At 71.8% G+C, this 16,240-nt stretch carries 15 protein-coding genes and 1 tRNA gene; 5 read left to right on the forward strand and 11 right to left on the reverse strand.

All coding sequences use genetic code 11. The annotated features are described in order from the left end of the window. The first annotated feature begins 51 nt into the window (after positions 1 to 51). Positions 52 to 732 (forward strand): phosphotransferase family protein, encoded by a 681-nt coding sequence (locus QSK10_RS04760; protein ID WP_285661340.1) that lies wholly within the window; start codon positions 52 to 54, stop codon positions 730 to 732. A 1,833-nt stretch (positions 733 to 2,565) separates the two neighbouring features. Here the strand turns inward: QSK10_RS04760 and QSK10_RS04765 are convergent. The 6 genes from QSK10_RS04765 to QSK10_RS04790 form a co-directional block, all read right to left on the reverse strand. Beyond that, a complete protein-coding gene (locus QSK10_RS04765; RefSeq protein WP_285661341.1) occupies positions 2,566 to 3,594 on the reverse strand; it encodes a TAXI family TRAP transporter solute-binding subunit in 1,029 nt (342 codons plus the stop codon). Continuing rightward, on the reverse strand, positions 3,594 to 4,049 hold the full coding sequence (locus QSK10_RS04770) for a roadblock/LC7 domain-containing protein (protein WP_285661342.1): 456 nt from the start codon (positions 4,047 to 4,049) through the stop codon (positions 3,594 to 3,596). Before QSK10_RS04770 ends, QSK10_RS04765 begins: the two co-directional genes overlap by 1 nt. Continuing rightward, the gene (locus QSK10_RS04775) at positions 4,046 to 6,637 is read right to left on the reverse strand and encodes a sensor histidine kinase (RefSeq protein WP_285661343.1); all 2,592 of its coding nucleotides are present in this window, start codon (positions 6,635 to 6,637) and stop codon (positions 4,046 to 4,048) included. Before QSK10_RS04775 ends, QSK10_RS04770 begins: the two co-directional genes overlap by 4 nt. A gap of 209 nt (positions 6,638 to 6,846) precedes the next feature. Next, positions 6,847 to 7,530 carry a potassium channel family protein gene (locus QSK10_RS04780; RefSeq protein ID WP_285661344.1) on the reverse strand — a complete coding sequence of 228 codons (684 nt, stop codon included), beginning with the start codon at positions 7,528 to 7,530 and terminating at the stop codon, positions 6,847 to 6,849. Next, a complete protein-coding gene (locus tag QSK10_RS04785) occupies positions 7,520 to 8,866 on the reverse strand; it encodes a TrkH family potassium uptake protein (protein ID WP_285661345.1) in 1,347 nt (448 codons plus the stop codon). Before QSK10_RS04785 ends, QSK10_RS04780 begins: the two co-directional genes overlap by 11 nt. A 103-nt stretch (positions 8,867 to 8,969) precedes the next feature. Further along, the gene (locus QSK10_RS04790; protein WP_285661346.1) at positions 8,970 to 9,800 is read right to left on the reverse strand and encodes a lytic polysaccharide monooxygenase auxiliary activity family 9 protein; all 831 of its coding nucleotides are present in this window, start codon (positions 9,798 to 9,800) and stop codon (positions 8,970 to 8,972) included. A gap of 232 nt (positions 9,801 to 10,032) precedes the next feature. On the opposite strand from QSK10_RS04790, the gene QSK10_RS04795 reads away from it, so the two are divergent. Next, positions 10,033 to 10,105 (forward strand) — tRNA-Ala (locus QSK10_RS04795). 155 nt (positions 10,106 to 10,260) lie between these two features. Further along, positions 10,261 to 10,692 carry a peptidoglycan-binding domain-containing protein gene (locus QSK10_RS04800; RefSeq protein ID WP_285661347.1) on the forward strand — a complete coding sequence of 144 codons (432 nt, stop codon included), beginning with the start codon at positions 10,261 to 10,263 and terminating at the stop codon, positions 10,690 to 10,692. 178 nt (positions 10,693 to 10,870) lie between these two features. Here the strand turns inward: QSK10_RS04800 and QSK10_RS04805 are convergent, their stop codons facing one another. The 5 genes from QSK10_RS04805 to QSK10_RS04825 all read right to left on the reverse strand — a co-directional run bounded on the left by QSK10_RS04805 (position 10,871) and on the right by QSK10_RS04825 (position 14,387). Further along, the gene (locus QSK10_RS04805; RefSeq protein ID WP_285661348.1) at positions 10,871 to 11,260 is read right to left on the reverse strand and encodes an ArsR/SmtB family transcription factor; all 390 of its coding nucleotides are present in this window, start codon (positions 11,258 to 11,260) and stop codon (positions 10,871 to 10,873) included. After that, a complete protein-coding gene (locus QSK10_RS04810) occupies positions 11,175 to 11,774 on the reverse strand; it encodes a hypothetical protein (RefSeq protein ID WP_285661349.1) in 600 nt (199 codons plus the stop codon). The genes QSK10_RS04805 and QSK10_RS04810 overlap by 86 nt, the downstream gene beginning before the upstream one ends. A gap of 148 nt (positions 11,775 to 11,922) precedes the next feature. Next, positions 11,923 to 12,450, reverse strand: a complete 528-nt coding sequence (locus QSK10_RS04815; protein WP_285661350.1) for a hypothetical protein — start codon at positions 12,448 to 12,450, stop codon at positions 11,923 to 11,925. Beyond that, on the reverse strand, positions 12,447 to 12,944 hold the full coding sequence (locus QSK10_RS04820; RefSeq protein ID WP_285661351.1) for a hypothetical protein: 498 nt from the start codon (positions 12,942 to 12,944) through the stop codon (positions 12,447 to 12,449). Before QSK10_RS04820 ends, QSK10_RS04815 begins: the two co-directional genes overlap by 4 nt. A gap of 246 nt (positions 12,945 to 13,190) precedes the next feature. Further along, the gene (locus QSK10_RS04825) at positions 13,191 to 14,387 is read right to left on the reverse strand and encodes an FAD-dependent monooxygenase (RefSeq protein WP_285661352.1); all 1,197 of its coding nucleotides are present in this window, start codon (positions 14,385 to 14,387) and stop codon (positions 13,191 to 13,193) included. A gap of 134 nt (positions 14,388 to 14,521) precedes the next feature. Here QSK10_RS04825 and QSK10_RS04830 point away from each other — a divergent pair, with 134 nt between their 5' ends. Continuing rightward, complete coding sequence (locus QSK10_RS04830; protein ID WP_285661353.1) at positions 14,522 to 15,469, forward strand: helix-turn-helix transcriptional regulator; 948 nt, start codon at positions 14,522 to 14,524, stop codon at positions 15,467 to 15,469. A 39-nt stretch (positions 15,470 to 15,508) separates the two neighbouring features. After that, positions 15,509 to 16,222 (forward strand): IclR family transcriptional regulator, encoded by a 714-nt coding sequence (locus tag QSK10_RS04835; RefSeq protein ID WP_285661354.1) that lies wholly within the window; start codon positions 15,509 to 15,511, stop codon positions 16,220 to 16,222. Positions 16,223 to 16,240 lie beyond the last annotated feature (18 nt).

Raw genomic sequence — 16,240 nt, forward strand, 5'->3', positions numbered from 1 at the left:
TGTCGGGGTTGGCAAAATGATCGGCGTGGCGTACTGGCATCATGCGTGGCCATGGAGTCCACGGAGGACCGTTTCGCGGACGGGTACAACCACCTCACCACCAGCGACGAGACCTCCGTGACGAAGAGGTACCGCGGCCCCGACGCCTCCACCAGGCGCACCCGCGAGGCCACCGTCCTGCGCGCCATCGCCTCCGTCGTCCCCGTCCCGGCGCTGCTGGACGAAGGTGAGGACTACGTCACCATGCGGCTCATGCCCGGCGCACACGGCCGCGAGCTGCTCGAACCCGACACCGCCGCCCCCGTCCTGGCCGCCTGCGGCCGCATGCTCGCCCGCGTCCACGCCGTCCCCCCGGCCGTCCTGCCGCTGCCCGGGCAGGGCGTCCTCGTCCACGGCGACTTCACCCCCGCCAACGTCATCTTCGGCGACGGGCTCCGCGAGATCACCGCCGTCCTCGACTGGGAATCGGCCCACCTCGGCCGCCCCGTCGAAGACCTCGCCTGGTGCGAATGGTCGGTGCGCACCCACCGGCCCGACTGCGTCCCGGCGCTGCCGCACCTGTACCACGGGTACGGGATCCAGCGACCGGTCTGGCCGGTGCTGCGCGGGGCGATGCTGTCGCGGATCCGCGAGCTGGTGGACTTCCATTCGCGGGATGAGAGCGAGCGCGGACGCGCGCTGCTGGCGGACTGGCGGCGGCGGATGGCGATCACTTCGGGGTGGCGGGGGTAGGGGTTCTGCCGGGCGGGTTCTTCCGGACGGGCGGGCGGGTGAAGCTTGTTCGGGTGCCCGGTGGGGTGAGGCGTGCTCCGAGGGGAGACGAGTGAAGGTGTTTCGCCTGGCCACCTCGACCACTCACGACCACCCCCGACTGCCGTCGACTGTCCCCGGCAACCCCGGACGCCTCGGCCACGCTGGCCGCTTCGGCCACGCTTGCCCCTGACCGCCTCGATCACCCCGATCACCTCGGCCTCCCCGACGGGGGCGGACAGGCCGATGAGGCAGCTTCATGTGAGCTGCATGCGAACCGGTGGATCGGCCGGATGGGCGGGTGAGTTGTTCTCAGAAGCCCGGCAGGACGAGACCGGCCCGGAACAAGAAGAACTCAAGGCGAGCGAAGGTGTTTCACCTGGCCGCCTGGCCGTCTCGACGACACCGGCCGCCCCAGACAGCTCGAACGACCTGCCCTCTCAAATACCCCGCTCCCGAACGGCCTGCCCCTCGGCTGACCCGACCGGCCCGATCCTCCCGACCGGCTCAGCCTCTCCGGCCGGCCTCAGCCTTTCCGACCGCGGGGAGGGGCGAGTCGATATGTGAGGCCGCTTCATGCGCGCCACATGCGGACTGGCAGATCCGCCGGACGGACAGGTGAAGCGTGCTCGGGTGCCCGACAAGGACGAGTCCGCGCCCGGGATGAGACGAGTGAGGGTGTTCCATTCGGCCGCCCCTGACCGCCTCTGGCCACTCCCGACCGCCCCGACCACCCCGGCCCCTGGGGCGGACAGGCCGACAGGTGATGCCGCTGCAACCGAGCCGCAACGAGCCGCCGGATCCGCCAGACAGGCGGACGGGAGGGCGCGAGGACGGAAGGGCGGCGGGAGGGCGGGAGGGCGGGTGAAGCGTGCTCGGGTGCCCGGTGGGGTGAGGCGTGCTCCGATGGGAGACGAGTGAGCGGGTTTCACCCGACGGCCCTGACCGGCTCAACCGACCCCGGCGACCCCGGACACCTCGGCCATCTTGACCACCTCGGCCTCTCCGATCGCCGGGAAGGCGAGTCGACATGTGAGGCCGCTTCATGCGAGCCACGCGCAAGCCGACGGATCCGCCGGATGGCAAGTGAATCGCCCTCGGGTGCCCGGTGGGATGGGGACGTGCTTCAAGGGAGACGAGTGAGGGGGTTTCACTCGGCCGCCCCAGACCGCCTCCGGCCACTCCCGACCGCTCCCGACCACCCCGGCCTCTGGGGCCAGACCGGCCGACGGGCCGACACGTGAGGCCGCCTCATCTGAGCCGCGCACGAAACGGCGGGTCCACGGTGTGCCGGGTATGCGCGAGGCTCTCCGTGCGAAGGACACTCCCCACACTCGCGCCTGAATCCAGGGCGCCGGTCATGTACTTCTCGTACCGTGAGCGGGTGGGCGAGCTCGGGCCTCCCGGCCTCGCTGCGCGCCGGGATGACACGGCCTCACTCACGCCTGCACACGAACGGTCGGCGGTGCCGTCGGCGATCGCGGCCTAGACCATCGTCGCCGTTCGGGGTCCTCGCGCGCCTCCGGACAACACCTAGAGGACCGAGACGCCTGGGCCGCCGGTCACGTGCTCCTGATGCGGCGCGAAGGTCGCCCGGGGATCGCGATGCGGGGTACAGGGGTACGGGTCTGCCGGTCACGTGCTTCCGGCACTGCCCGCTCTGGCCGCCCGGCACCCGGCGGTCCTACCCGAACCAGCCAGCCAGCCACGGCGTCACGCGGCCCCGCCCGTCACCCCGCCCACCAAAGCCCCCACCCAACCCAAACCGCGCGGTGGGCCACCCGGCCCACCGCGCGTTCGCCACAACACGTCCCGCTACTGCGGGTTCTCCGCGAAGTACCTCTCCGCGCCCTTGTGCAAGGGCACCGGTTTCGTGTTCGACGCGTTCGACTTCGTCAAATCGTTCACCACCGGCACCAGCGCGCCGATGTCCTTCTGGTGGTCGAACAGGGCCTTGCAGATGTCGTAGGCGAGCTGCTCGGGCATGTCCTGGCGGACCAGCAGCAGGGTCGGCGCCTCTACGGAGGCGACGTCCTCGACTTTGTACTCCTTGCCCTTGATCGTGGTCTGGCGGTAGCCGCCGTACTCGTTCGCCAGCTTCTCGGCGACCTGGCCCATGGGGACGAGGTGGTAGCCGCCGGTGGCCAGCAGGGCCTGGATGGGGGTGTTGGGAACGCCGGAGGAGGCGAAGAAGGCGTCGATGGCGTCCGCGCTGGAGCGCGGCATCTTCATCTTCTCGATCGCGGCGTTCACGGAGATGTTCTGCGAGACGATGTCGGATTCGATCTTGAGTCCGGCGGCCTCCAGGACGCGGCGGGAGAACAGGTCGTCACCGGACGCCTTGTTGCCGCGCGCCACGCGCAGGCCGCGCAGGCCCTCGACGTCCTTCACCTTCTGGCGGGGTGCGCCGGTGAGGGGGTCGGTGCCGATGTCGTCGCGGCAGACCAGGTGCAGGATGCCGGGGAACACCGACGCCAGCGACAGGATCTGCTGCTTCTGGTCGGAGAACTCACCGGTGCCCGCCAGGGCGTCGGCGGGCACGCCGTCGCCCGACAGGCACATGGCCGCGTCGCCGCGGGCCAGCCGGCGGATGTTGTCGATGGAGGCGCCGGTCGGCTGCGCGGTGGCCACCGCGCCGGGCAGCGAGGCGTTGATCGCGTCGGCGAGGGCGCCACCGAACTGGTAGTACACGCCGCTGGTGCCACCGGTGCCGATGGCGAGGCGGCCCTTGTTCCACTCGGTCGCGGAGTTCACCGGCTTGTCGCCGACCGCGTCGGAGCAGGCGGCGGTCAGTCCGACCGTGCCCAGTGCCGCCGCGAGCTTGAACAGACGGCGACGGTTCATCAGCGCTCCCCGACGGGCGGTGCGCTGCCCGCGGCGCGGCGGATGGCGGGTTCAAGGGCGCTGGCGACCCGCTTGACGAGCAGCGCCATCTCATAGCCGACGAGGCCCAGGTCGCAACCGGCGGCGGCCAGGACGGCCACCTGCGCCCGGTCCCCAACCGCCATCAGCAACAGCACACCACCGTCCATGTCCACAACCGCCTGCCGGACACGCCCTGCGGCGAGCACACGGGAGGCACCGGTGGTCAGGGAGGCCAAACCGCTGGTGATGGCGGCGAGCTGGTCGGCACGGTCGGTGGGCAGGCCCGCGGAGGCGGCGAGGGCCAGACCGTCGACAGAAACCGTCAGCGCGTGCGCGACATCGGGCACCTTCTGCGTGAACGAGGTGAGCAACCAGTCGAGCTCACCGACCGCGCCCGCGTGTGCGCCATTGCCGGGCGGCATCGATCGAGTCATCGTTGGTCCGTCCTTCGGGAGGGGGGATGGGGGTTATTGCGCAACTGCGTGGTGGAGCTCGCGAAGCGTCCGCCGATCGGGTCGTCCTCACGGCCGGCGGCGGTGCCGCTGGCCAGACCCGACAGGCGGGCGCGGATCTCATCGGGGTCGATGCCGCCGGTGATCTCGGCGGCGGAGGCCACAACCCGCGGCCCGGTGGGGAGGTGCTCGTCGATCGAGCCGGGCAGCAGCCGCGCGCCGGGGCGGCGCTGCGGCAGTCCACCGGTGGCCGCGGCGGCCGTCGCCGGGGCCGGTTCGGCCAGGACCTTCTGGACCTGAGCGTAGGCGCTGTCGCCGGGTGTGGCGCGCCATTCGAGGGCACCGGGCGCCACCGAGGGCATGTCGCCGGAGCCGGTGGTGGGCCGGAACCAGCCGGCCATCGGGACGATGGCGGGCTTGTCGGACATCGCGATCGGCTCGCTCACGCGCTGGCGCGGCAGAGTCGGCTGGAACGGGGCCGGTTCGGGCGCGGCGGCCGGGCGGCGTTCGGGAACGACGACCGGGCGCGGCTCGGGCGCGGCGGCGATCGCGCGGGGGCGTCCACCGGCATCGGTGACCTTTCCGGGCGGGCGTCCGGCGACCGGCATGGGCCGGTTGCGGGCCGGGAGCGGCACGGCCGTGGCGGTGGGCGGCTCGGGCAGGGCGTCGAAGTCGTCGTCCATGATGGAGCGCCCGGCGGCGATCATCGAGTCGGGGACCCGGACCATCGCCAGGGTGCCCTTGCCGGCGGTGCTGTGCAGCTGGACCTCGATGTCGCGGCGGGCGGCGAGCCGCGCGACCACGAGCAGACCCATCGTCCCGGCGGTCGCCGAGGTCAGCGCCGAGGGCTCGCGCAGCCGCTCGTTGGCCGACTCCAGCTGCTCGGCGGGCATGCCGATGCCCTCGTCGGCGATGGAGATCGCCAGGTCGTTGACGCTGCGGCGGATGGTGACGCGCACCTGCGAGGTCGGCGGGGAGAACACCGCGGCGTTCTCCAGCAGCTCGGCGAGCAGGTGCACGAGGTCACCGACGGCGTGGGCGCTGATGGGGACGTCGCCGGCGCCCTCGATCTCCACGCGCGTGTAGTCCTCGATCTCACCGGCGGCGGCGCGGATGACGCTGGCGACGGGCTCCGGGGACGTGTAGCGGCGGCCGGGGTCGCCACCGGCGAGGACGAGGAGGTTCTCCTCGTTGCGGCGCATGCGGGCGGCCAGGTGGTCCAGGGCGAACAGGCGCGCCAGGACGTCCGGGTCGGTCTCGGCCTCTTCGAACTCGTCGAGGAGGCGCAGCTGCCGCTGCACGAGGCTCTGTCCCCGGCGGGCCAGGGCGATGAAGAGGGCCTCGACGTCCAGGCGCAGCAGCGACTGGTCGGCGGCGAGTCGCAGGGCCTGCTCGTGGACGGCGTCGAAGGCGACGGCCACCTGGCCGATCTCGTCGTCGGTGCGGCCGTGCGCCATGGGCGCGGCCTCCATCGCGTCGCGCAGGCGGCGGCCGACCTCGTCGGAGTTGCCGGCGGCGGCGACGTCGGCCACGGCGCCCGGCAGGGACTGGTCGGCGACGGTGAGGGCGTTGCTGCGCAGGCGGCGCAGGCGGCGGGAGGTCCGCACGGCGAACATGATCGCGATGGTCAGGGTGACCACGGTGACGCCGAGGGCGATGGCGCCGGTGGCGATGGCGCGCTGCTCGGCGGAGACGGTCAGCTCGTTGGCGCTGTCCTCCATCCAGGACGTCACGTCCAGCTCGACGTAGTAGAGCCGCAGCAGCGTGTTGGACATCGCCACGGTCCACGACTCGGTGGAGATGGCCTTCCAGGCCACCTCGCCCGGGTCGAGGCCCTTGAGGATGGTCTGCTGGTACTCCTGCACGGTCCGCCAGTCGACGGAGTCGGCGATCGTGTCGTAGGTGGTGCGGATGACCGGGTGGGCGTAACGGTAGAACTCGCTGATGCGGCCGGTGGTCTGGCCGATGACGTCGGCGATCACGCTGAGCTTGCCGGGGTTGTACTCGCCGCGGGCGAGGATGTCGCGGACCAGGACCAGCTCGTGGGCGGTGAACTGCTTCGCGGTGGCGATGGCGGCGGTCGCGCGGGCCTGTCCGGCCAGGTCCGGGTTGGCGATCTGGTCGGGCAGGGCGTCGGCGACGCGCAGGATCTGCACGGCGATCTTGTTGTAGCTGTCCAGGCCGCTGGTGCGGGAGTTGGACTCGGTGGAGATCGCGTCGCCGCGGGCGGTGTCGAGCTGGAGCAGGCCGGACTGGGCGGAGGTGAGGGAGCCGCGCAAGTCGGGGGCGGCGGTGGACGCGCGCTCACCGGCGGACTTGAAGTCGGTGATGGCTTTGTCGGTACGCGCGCGCTGCGCGTCGAGAAGGGGCTTACCGACGCCATTGCGCTGGTTGAAGGCCAGGGTCTCGTTCGCTTCGCGCTGGAGCTCCTGGACGACGCTGGAGGTCTTGCCGGCGAGGTTGGCCAGCACCTCGGCGCGATCGGCGTCGGAGGCTTCGACAAGGGCGTTGCGGACCTGGATCGTTCCGAGTGCGACCAGGCCCACCAGCGCGATGACGATGGGCAGCATTAGCTGCACGCGGACCGATTGCACAGTCGCGCGCCTGGACGAATCGCCACGGGCCATGATGCGGTCTCGCTCTCATTTGCGGACAACTCTGCGGGTGCCACGGCTATCCTGGCCGCCTCACGGTGCGTGCTCAAGAGCGGGGCCGGTATTTCACCCTGAGCGGCCAGATATTCACCGTCCGCATTGGATGCAATGCGGACAAAGGGAATTCAGGTGATGGCGGCGAAGGTCTCGACGTGCATCGTCGGGCCGGAGACGATGATGAGATCGCCCTCGGCGATGGGGGTGTCCGGGCGCGCGTAGGTGAAGTCCTCGCCCGGCCGTTTCACTCCGACGACGGTGACACCGTACTTGGTCCGCAATTGCGCCTCGGCGAGGGTTCGCCCGACGGCCTCTTGTGGAGCGCGCGTCTTCACTATGGCGAATCCGTCGTCGAATTCGATGAAGTCGATCATGCGGCCGGTGACCAAGTGCGCCACTCGCTCACCCATCGCCGCCTCCGGATACACGACGTGATGCGCGCCCACTCGGTGCAGGATGCGGCCGTGTTTGGCGGTGATCGCCTTCGCCCAGATCTCGCCGACTCCGGCTTCCTCGACGGCGAGCACGGTCAGCACGCTGGCCTCGATGTCGGTGCCGATGGCGACGACGACGCGGTCGAACTCGCCGATGCCGAGCTGGGCGAGGACGGTGGCGTCGGTGGCGTCGGCCTGGACGACGTGGGTGAGGCGGTCCGACCACTGCTGGACGATGTCGGCGCGCTCGTCGATGGCCAGGACCTCGTGTCCCATGCGGACCAGGGACTCGGCGACGGCCCCGCCGAAGCGGCCGAGGCCGATGACGGCGACCGTCCCGGCGTCGGGCTGGATGAGCCTCTTCCTCTTAGCCGACAATGGGTCGCTCCTCCGGGTAGCGGTAGAGGCGGTTGCGGACGCGCAGCGCCATGGCGGTGGCGACGGCGATGGTGCCGACGCGGCCGACGTACATGAGGACCACCAGGACGGTCTGCGCGGCGGCGTTCAGGTCGCCGGTGATGCCGGTGGACAGCCCGACGGTCCCGAAGGCCGAGAGGGCCTCGAACATGACCTGGTCGAGGCCGAAGTCGGTGAACAGCAGCAGCAGGAGCGTCCCGGTGGACGCGCAGGCCAGCCCGAGAAGGGCCACGGCGAGGGCCTGCCGCTGGACGGTGTGGCCGATGCGGCGCTTGAAGACCGAGACGTCGGGCTCGCCGCGGACCTCGGCCCAGATGACGAAGGCCAGCAGGAAGAAGGTGGTGACCTTGACTCCTCCTGCGGTGCCGCCGCTGCCGCCGCCGATGAACATGAGGCCGTCGGTGACGGCGAGGGTCTCCGGGCGCAGGGCGCCGGTGTCGATGGTGCTGAACCCGCCGGTCCGGGGCATGGCGCCGGAGAAGAAGGCGGGCAGGAGCTTGCCGCCGACGCCGTATTCGCCGAGGGTGTCGGGGTTGTCCCATTCCAGGGCGAGGTACCCGGCGAAGCCGATGAAGAGCAGGACGGCGGTGGCCAGCACGGTGAGCTTGGTGTGGACCGTCCACTTCGCGGGCGAGCCGCGCCGGCGGGCCAGATCGGCCAGGACGGGGAAGCCGATGCCGCCGATGATGACGGCGAGCACGATCGGCAGGCACACCAGCGGGTCGGTGACGTAGCGGGCGAGGCTGTCGGCGTGGGGTGAGAATCCGCCGTTGGTGAAGGCGGAGACGGAGTGGTAGACGGCGTTCCAGGCCGAGGCGCCCCAGCCCTGGCCGTAGCCGGTCTTGAAGCGGAGGAAGAGGACGAGGGCGACGGCGCCCTCCACGGCGAAGGTGAAGGCGGCGATGCGCACGACGACGCGGCGGATGTCGCCGAGGGCGAGCTGCTTGGACTCCGAGGCGGCGGCCATCTTGTCGCGCAGCCGGAGCCTGCGGGCGACCAGCAGCCCGAGCAGGGACGCGCCGGTCATGATGCCGAATCCCCCGGCCTGCACCAGCACGAGGATGACGACCTGGCCGAAGGGCGTCCAGTAGGTGCCGGTGTCGACGGTGACGAGCCCGGTGACGCTGACGGCGCTGGTGCTGGTGAACAGCGCGGTGAGCGGTGGCGCCGCGCCGTCCCCGGCGCGTGCGACGGGCAGCATCAGCAGCCCGGTGCCGACCGCGATGGCGGCCAGGAAACCGAGCGGCACGATGCGGGCGGGATGCCGCAGTGTCCCGAGTAGCGCTGTTCGACGCACGCCGAGATTGTGCCCTATCGGAGCGTTCCCGGCGCGCGGGCGCGGATCTTCACCGCCGTTGGATGGGGCCGCGCCCGCGTCCGGGGGTCATGGGTGGGTCGGGTCAGCAGGCGCCCTGGTCGCTCCACACGCCCCACTGGCCGGTGGTTCCGGGCTCCTCGTTCTGCGTCCACCACTTGGCCTTCCAGTTGCGGCCCTTGTGGGAGACGACGTTGCCGCCGGTGTAGGTGGCCGCCGGAGACCACGCCGGGTTGGTGCAGGATCCGGGCGTCGGGGTCGTGGGCGTGGTGGTCGGGCCGCCGCCGAAGTCGACGTCGGAGCAGGCGTAGAACGCCTCGGCGGAGTCGGTGCGCTGCCAGATCGCGTAGACGATGTGCCGTCCGGTGCGCTGGGGGAAGTTGATGGCGATGTTGTACGCGCCGCTCACGATGGGCGGGTTCAGCACCTTCTTGAAGGGCGTGGCGTCCAGGTCGGACCACTTGAGGGGCTGCGTCGGGTCGAACCCGGCCTTGGTCATGTACAGCTCGAAGGTTCCGGGGTGGTTGGCCGTCGACTTGTACTTGTAGGTGTAGGCCCCGCCGCTCTGGACGGTGGTGGCCGGCCAGTCGGCCCTGGGCAGGTCGAAGCCCTTGTACTTGTCACGGCCCGCGCTGCACAGCTTGCCGTCCGGGATGAGCTGCCGGTGCTGCCCGTTCGCGTTGGCGATGTTGACCTCGTTCCAGTCGTAGACCGCCTGCGTCCCGCCGACCGTGATGGCCGCCTGGCACGCCGCCGACTGGGGGGTCTCGGGTCCCTCCAGGAAGCACCGGTAGGTCCGGCTGGCCGGGTCCGAGGCGGACCCGTGCGACTCGGCCCGGGTGACCACCAGCACGACCACGAGCATCGGGAGGACCCCGAGTAGGGCTAAGAGAAGAAGAATGCGCTGCCGGTTCACGTGTTGACTCCTCGCTACGCCGGACGGCAGGGGAGGGCCGTCCAGAAATATTAAGAAAAGTTAACTACCTGGTCGCGCCATGGTCAACGCCACCGTATTCACTGAAGCGACACCCCAGTTCACGACGGTGACACCGGGGTCACTCCCCGCCCACCGGATACCCCCTCGACCGGCCGACGAGGGGGCGTGTAAAGTTCTGCGAGTGCCCGGCACCAAGGGGCACGAGCAGCAAGGGGCTGTGGCGCAGCTGGTAGCGCACCACACTGGCAGTGTGGGGGTCAGGGGTTCGAGTCCCCTCAGCTCCACCCTTTGTGAAGGCCGTTGACCTGTGGAAACAGGGCAACGGCCTTCGTCGTTTCCCCGATCGCCCCCGCCGAGCCCTTCGGTTCTGGCCGAAGGGCCTTTCCGTTTCCCCGCCGGGGCGCTTCCGTGGAGGAATCCGAGGGGGAAGGAAACGAGAATGCGCATCGAACTACGGGTCGCGGCCGTGACCGCCGCGCTGCTGTGCGCGCTGGCGACGACCGCGGTGGCCGCGGGACCGGCGGCCGCGGCGATGCCGGAGTGCGTCTACCAGGGATCGCACCGGCCCGGTACCGGCGGGGGCGCCGTGTGGGTTCCGCAGGCCGCGAACGGGAGCCGCCACTGCTGGCTGCGGCGGGGGAGCAAGAACTCGGCCGTGCGGGCGCTGCAGCAGGCGCTGAAGTACTGCTACTCGCGGGACATCGTGATCGACGGCAGCTTCGGCCCGAAGACCGAGAAGGCGCTCAGGAACGCGCAGTACCAGGCCGGTGCCGTGATCGACGGCGAGTACGGGGAGGAGTCGGCGCGGCTGCTGAAGATGGCGTCGACGACGTCCACCGCCTGGTACGACTGCGCGTGGCAGACCTTCTGACCGGCGGGCGCGCCATCGCCGACGGCGGTGGCATCGGCCCGGGAACCGCGGCCGCGCCGATCGATCGGCGCGGTGCCGAACGGGGGTCCGGGCGTCCGCGGTGACCGGAGTCGCCGACCGTTCCCGGAGCGGGGCCGTAGCGGAATTGCCCGCCGCTACGGCCCTTTTCCGTGCGCGCTCAGTGCCCGTCCAGCAGCGCGCGGCCCAGCCGGGTCGGCCGGTGCAGCACGCACTGCCCGTCGCGGTGGCTCATGACCAGGCCCGCGTCCCGCAGGACCTTCAGGTGCTCACTCGACGACGCCGGTGACACGCCCACCCGGCGGGCGAGTTCGGTGGTGCCGCAACCGGATCCGAGCGCCTCCAGGGCGGCGGCCCGGGTGTGCCCGAGCGCGGCGGCAGTCCCGGATTCGGCGAGGCCACCACCACGCCGGTCTTGGCGACCGGGTAGATCAGGGCCGGCGGCAGCGCCGGATCGAAGAACGTCACGGGGTGCACGACGCAGAAGTACGAGGGCACCAGCAGCAGCCCGCGTCCGACCAGGTGGCCTTCGGCAGCAGCTCCTCGACACCGCCGCCGGTCATCGCGGCCACCCGCGCGGCACGGTCGCGCTCCACCGCCGCCGCCATGCCCGGTCCATAAGGGACGATCGCCGCCTCGTGGAAGGCCCGCATGCCGTCACCAAGTGCCGCCAGCAACCCGGCGTCACCCTCGGACAGCCGCCGCAGCAACGGATGCGCCGCCCGGGGAGCGTCCAGCCGCCGCAGGTCACGGGCCAGCACGGACACCGGAGTCGAGCGGACGGCCTCGATGCCGTGCTCGAACCCGCGCAGCGACTCCCCCGGCGTCAGGAAATCCGGGAAGCACCCCATCGTCGGCGTCAGCACCAACCATAAGCGCAGCTCCCGGGCCATCGGACCGCGTCGCAGCGCCTCCGCCGTCCGCCGCCGCCAGTCGGTGAAGAACAGGTCACCGCGCTGACCGCGCAGCATGTCCACGGCGAGCACGAGCTCCCACAGCGGATCCGCCGAAGACGCCAGGCGGGTCCGGGCGAGATCCTCGCCCGTGAAATGAATGCGCAGCACCCCATGTCCCCCGAATCATGGATGTAGGCGTTCACCGGCAAGTTTGGCGAGCGGTTTCGCGGGCCGCCATCGGTTGATCGGACCGGCGGTGGCACGGTGCGGCGCGGGAGAACACGCACGTGGATGAGCATGCCGGCACCCTGCTCGATCAGGACATGAGCCCGTACCCGGGGACCGGACGCCCGTCCCTCCCCCACCGGCCGTCGCAGGACGCGGGCGTGGGCGGGCGCATATCCCATTGGCCGAGGGTCATGTTCAGGTCCTCGCAGAGCCCGGCCGTCACGGTGGTCTCCCCGACGGTGACCTCGACGTACACGCCGACCGTCACGAGCACGCGGCCGTCGGGGAAGTCCGGATCGCCGGTGGGGGTGATGGCGAGGAGGTAGCCGGTCGCCTTCCACGGCTGGTCCGCGTCGGTCTTGACGACGGCCACCACCGCGGCGACCTTGTCCCGCAGATCGGCCTCGGCGCCCAATCCCTCGCGGTAGTGCGCCGCCAGATCGCGGAGTCCGTCGTCGGCGTCCGCCACGAACCCGCTCGCGACCCGGTAGCTCAGCCCCAGGGCGACATCCCCGGGATCGTCCGGCGGACCGAAGCTCCGGTAGCCGATCACGGCGAGCATCGCCACCAGCTCCACCGCCACGACCGCGACGAGGGCGACCCGGAACCACCTCATCCCGCGCCTCCCGGGACCAGGATCTGCGGCCGCTCGCCCTTCGACGGGATCAGCTCCCACACCGCCCCGCAGTCGATCCCCGCGAAGCCCGCCGGCCCGAAGCGGACGCAGCTTCCGACCCGCAGTGTGGACGCCTCGCCGCCCCAGTCGCGGTCGATCTCCTCTTCGACCACGAGCACCACGTCCACCTGCCGCTCCCCCGGACCGGCTCCGGGGAAGTCCACATGGGAGACACCGGAATGACCGGCGACGACGTGCACGACGATCGACTGAAGCTCCGCCAGCGGCGCCTCCGACCGCGACAGCGCGTCGGCGCGCTCCCGCACGGCGGTGGCGATCTCCGCGGTCACCGCGGCCAGCCGCTCGCGCGCCACCGACACGGCGTCCCCGACGCGGTCGCGGCCGGACACGCGCACGTCCAGCAGGAGTACTAAGGCGAGCGCCACCGTGGCGACGGCGGCGGTGACGATGAGCCCGATGGGCGTTCGGCGCAAGACACACCTCTCGTTCCACGCGATGTGCGCGGCCCGTCGGCGCGGGTGTGCGGCCCGCGGGCGTCGTCACCGGCCGCGGGCACGCGGCGTCCGGGAACGTCACCGCGGTGGCCGCGGCTGACAGGGCACGCGCGGAGTCCGATCCGTGGGCCTTTCCGAACTCCGCGATGCCACAGTAGTGCCGAAACCTCGCGCGCTCCACCCCCGAACCGGGCCGGTCCCCCGGCGGGAACCGGCCCGTCCCGGCTACCTTCCGGCGGGCACCCGGTACTCGGGCAGCTCGACGCGGTCGGCCTTGCGGGCGGTCTTCTCGGCGGGCTTCTTCAGGGCGCGGGAGGTCATCATCGAGATCACCCGGTCCCGCATCCACATCGCGGCCCGGCCCTTCGGCAGGAAGCCGTTGACGCCGCCGGGCGGGAGCTTGCGGCATTCGGCGGCGTAGGGGCCCATGAGGTTCTCGTAGGACGCGAAGGCCACCCGGTGGTCGCCGCGGGCCGCGGCCAGTTCACCCGCGAGCAGGTAGGCCCCGACCATCGCCATGGCGGTGCCGTTGCCCGAGAGGGGCGAGCCGCAGTAGGCGGCGTCCCCGAGCAGGGTGACGCGACCGGACGTCCAGGTGTCCATGCGGACCTGGGCGACCTCGTCGAAGAAGAAGTCGGGCGAGTCGGGCAGCGCGCGCAGCAGGTCCGGCACGTGCCAGCCGGAACCGGCGAAGCGCTCGCGCAGGATCGCCCGCTGCGCCTCCTGGTCGCGCCGGTCGTAGTCGAGGCGCTTGGCGGCGAAGGCGAACATGGCCTTGGCGCGGCCCGGCGCCTCCGGCCGGATCGCGGCCATCTTGCGGCCGGGGATCGAGTGCATCCGGAACCAGCCGTCCAGGTCGAGGCGGGTGCCGATGGTGAAGTAGGCCATGTAGGCGCCCAGGTGGTGCACGAAGCGGTCCTCGGGCCCGAAGACGAGCTTGCGGACGTTCGAGTGGAGCCCGTCGGCGCCGATGACCAGGTCGAAGCGGCGGGACCCGGAGCGCTCGAAGATCACCGAGACGCCCGAGGCGTCCTGGGTCAGGTGCGCGATGGAGTCGCCGAAGAGGTACTCCACGGGACCGGCCGCCCGGTACAGGATGTCGGTCAGGTCGCCGCGCAGGATCTCGATCTCGGCGACGGCGCCCTCGCCGCCGAGGGCCTCGGCGGGCATCGTCGCGGTCACCCGGTCCCGGGCGTCCACATAGGCCAGTCCGCGCTCGTGCACGCGGGCGGCCAGGATCGCCTCCGTCACGCCCATGCGCTCGGCGACCTCGCGGGACGCGCCGCGCAGGTCGACGGCGTGCCCGCCGGGCCGCGGAGCCGGCGCGCGCTCCACCACCGTGACGGCGAAACCGTGCCGGCGCAGCCAGTGCGCCAGCGACAATCCGGCGATGCTGGCGCCGGAGATCAGGATGTCGGTCATAGCGAGTTCTCCAGAGTGGTCGTTGCCTTGTCTCCCCGCTACGATCACCCGTGCCGACCGTGATTGAACAGCGAAAACGCTTGCAGGAAGCGGAAAGCGGGCTTCACGAAGCTGCATCGCGAGGAGAGTTCGGGATGGATCTGGACGCACTCGGCATCAGCGCGCGCGACGAGCGCGTCTACCGCTATCTCCTGCGCCGCCCCGACGGCGTCAACCGCGCCGAAGCGGCCACCGACCTCGGGCTTTGCGCCGCGGATCTCGTCGCCGTCGTGGACGCGCTCGCCGAGCTCGGCCTGATCTCCGGCCACGAGGTCCTCCACGCCCGCGACCCCGAGCGCGCGCTGGACGACCTCATCGAGCGCCGGATCGCCGAGACGCGCGAGCGGATGCGCGAGATCGGCGCCGTCCGCGACGTCCTGCCGTCCCTGCTGCGCGAGCGCGCCACCGGCGAGCCGGTCGAGCTCATCGAGCGCGTCGAGGACATCGACCGGGTCTACGCGCGCATCGCCGAGGTGCGGGAGGCCTCCGACGAGTGCCTGGCCATCGCCTCGGCCGAGCGCAGGCACGTCCAGCCGGGGCAGCAGCAGCGGACGCTCGACCGGCTGCGCCGCGGCAAGATCTACCGCACGATCGTCCACCGCGACGCCCTCGCCAGCCCGGCGATGCGCGCCCACATGACCGTGATCCACCGGGCCGGTGACCATCACCGCGTGGTCAACGAGCAGGTCCAGCCGACGCTGATCTTCGACCGGGCCGTCGCCTTCGTCCCGCTCGACCCGGGCAATCCCGCCAACGGCGCGCTGGTGGTGCGGCAGCCGGGGGTGGTGGCGACGCTGCTGGACCTCTTCGAGCGGCTCTGGGACCGGGCCACCGACCTCGAACCGGCCGGGGACGGCCTCAACGAGGCCGAGCGGCTGGTCCTGGACCTGCTGTCGCGCTCCAGCAAGGACGAGACGGCCGCCCGCGAGCTGGGCGTGTCGGTGCGCACCTACCGCAAGCACGTGGCGTCCCTGATGGAGCGGCTCGGCGCGTCGACGCGCTTTCAGGCCGCGCGGCTGGCCGGGGAACGCGGCTGGCTCTAGACCGTCCGCGGGCGCATCATGGAAGCCGGGGGTGACCCGGTGGACGAAGAGGTGACCGCCGGTGGGCGGGGAGTGCTGGCCGGGGCGTTCGCGCTGCTGGCGGTGCTGGCGCGCGGTGACGGGCCGGTGGGGCTGTCGGAGCTGGCGCGGCGGGCGGGCGTGCCGAAGCCGACGGCGCACCGGTTGCTGACGCAGCTGGCCGCGCTCGGGGCGGTGGAGCGGCACGGCGACCGCTACGTGGTCGGACGGCTGGTGGCGGTGCTCGGCGGGGCGTGGCGGCCCTATCCGGGGCTGCGGGACGCGATCGCGCCCGTGGCGCGGAAGCTGGCGGCGGTGACCGGTGCGCCGGTGGCGGGGGTGTGCCTGGACGCCGAGCGCCGGGAGCGGCTCATCGCCTGCTCGGGCGACATGCTGCCGCGCATGAACGCCCTGGGCTTCAACTCGATCGTGCCCGAGGACGCCGCCTCGAAGCTGCTGCTGAAGTGCTTCGACGCCGCCGAGACCGAGGCGCCGTTGTCGCGGCTGGAGTGGCGCCGGGTCCGCGCCTCGGTGTCGGACCGAGGGTTCCTCGTCGCCTCGCACACCGAGCCCTCGGCCGTGCGATGCGTGGCCGCGCCGGTGTTCGCGCCGGACGGGCGGGTGGTGGCGGTGGTGTCCACGATGGTGCCGGGGACGCGGCTGCCGAGCTCGGTGCCGGACACGCTCGTGCAAGCCGCCACCGACGTCGGGCGGCGGCTGGGGCCGGTCCGCTGAGCGGACCGGGTCCTTCTC

It is taken from the genome of Actinorhabdospora filicis (assembly GCF_030269765.1).
Lineage (GTDB): Bacteria > Actinomycetota > Actinomycetes > Mycobacteriales > Micromonosporaceae > Actinorhabdospora > Actinorhabdospora filicis.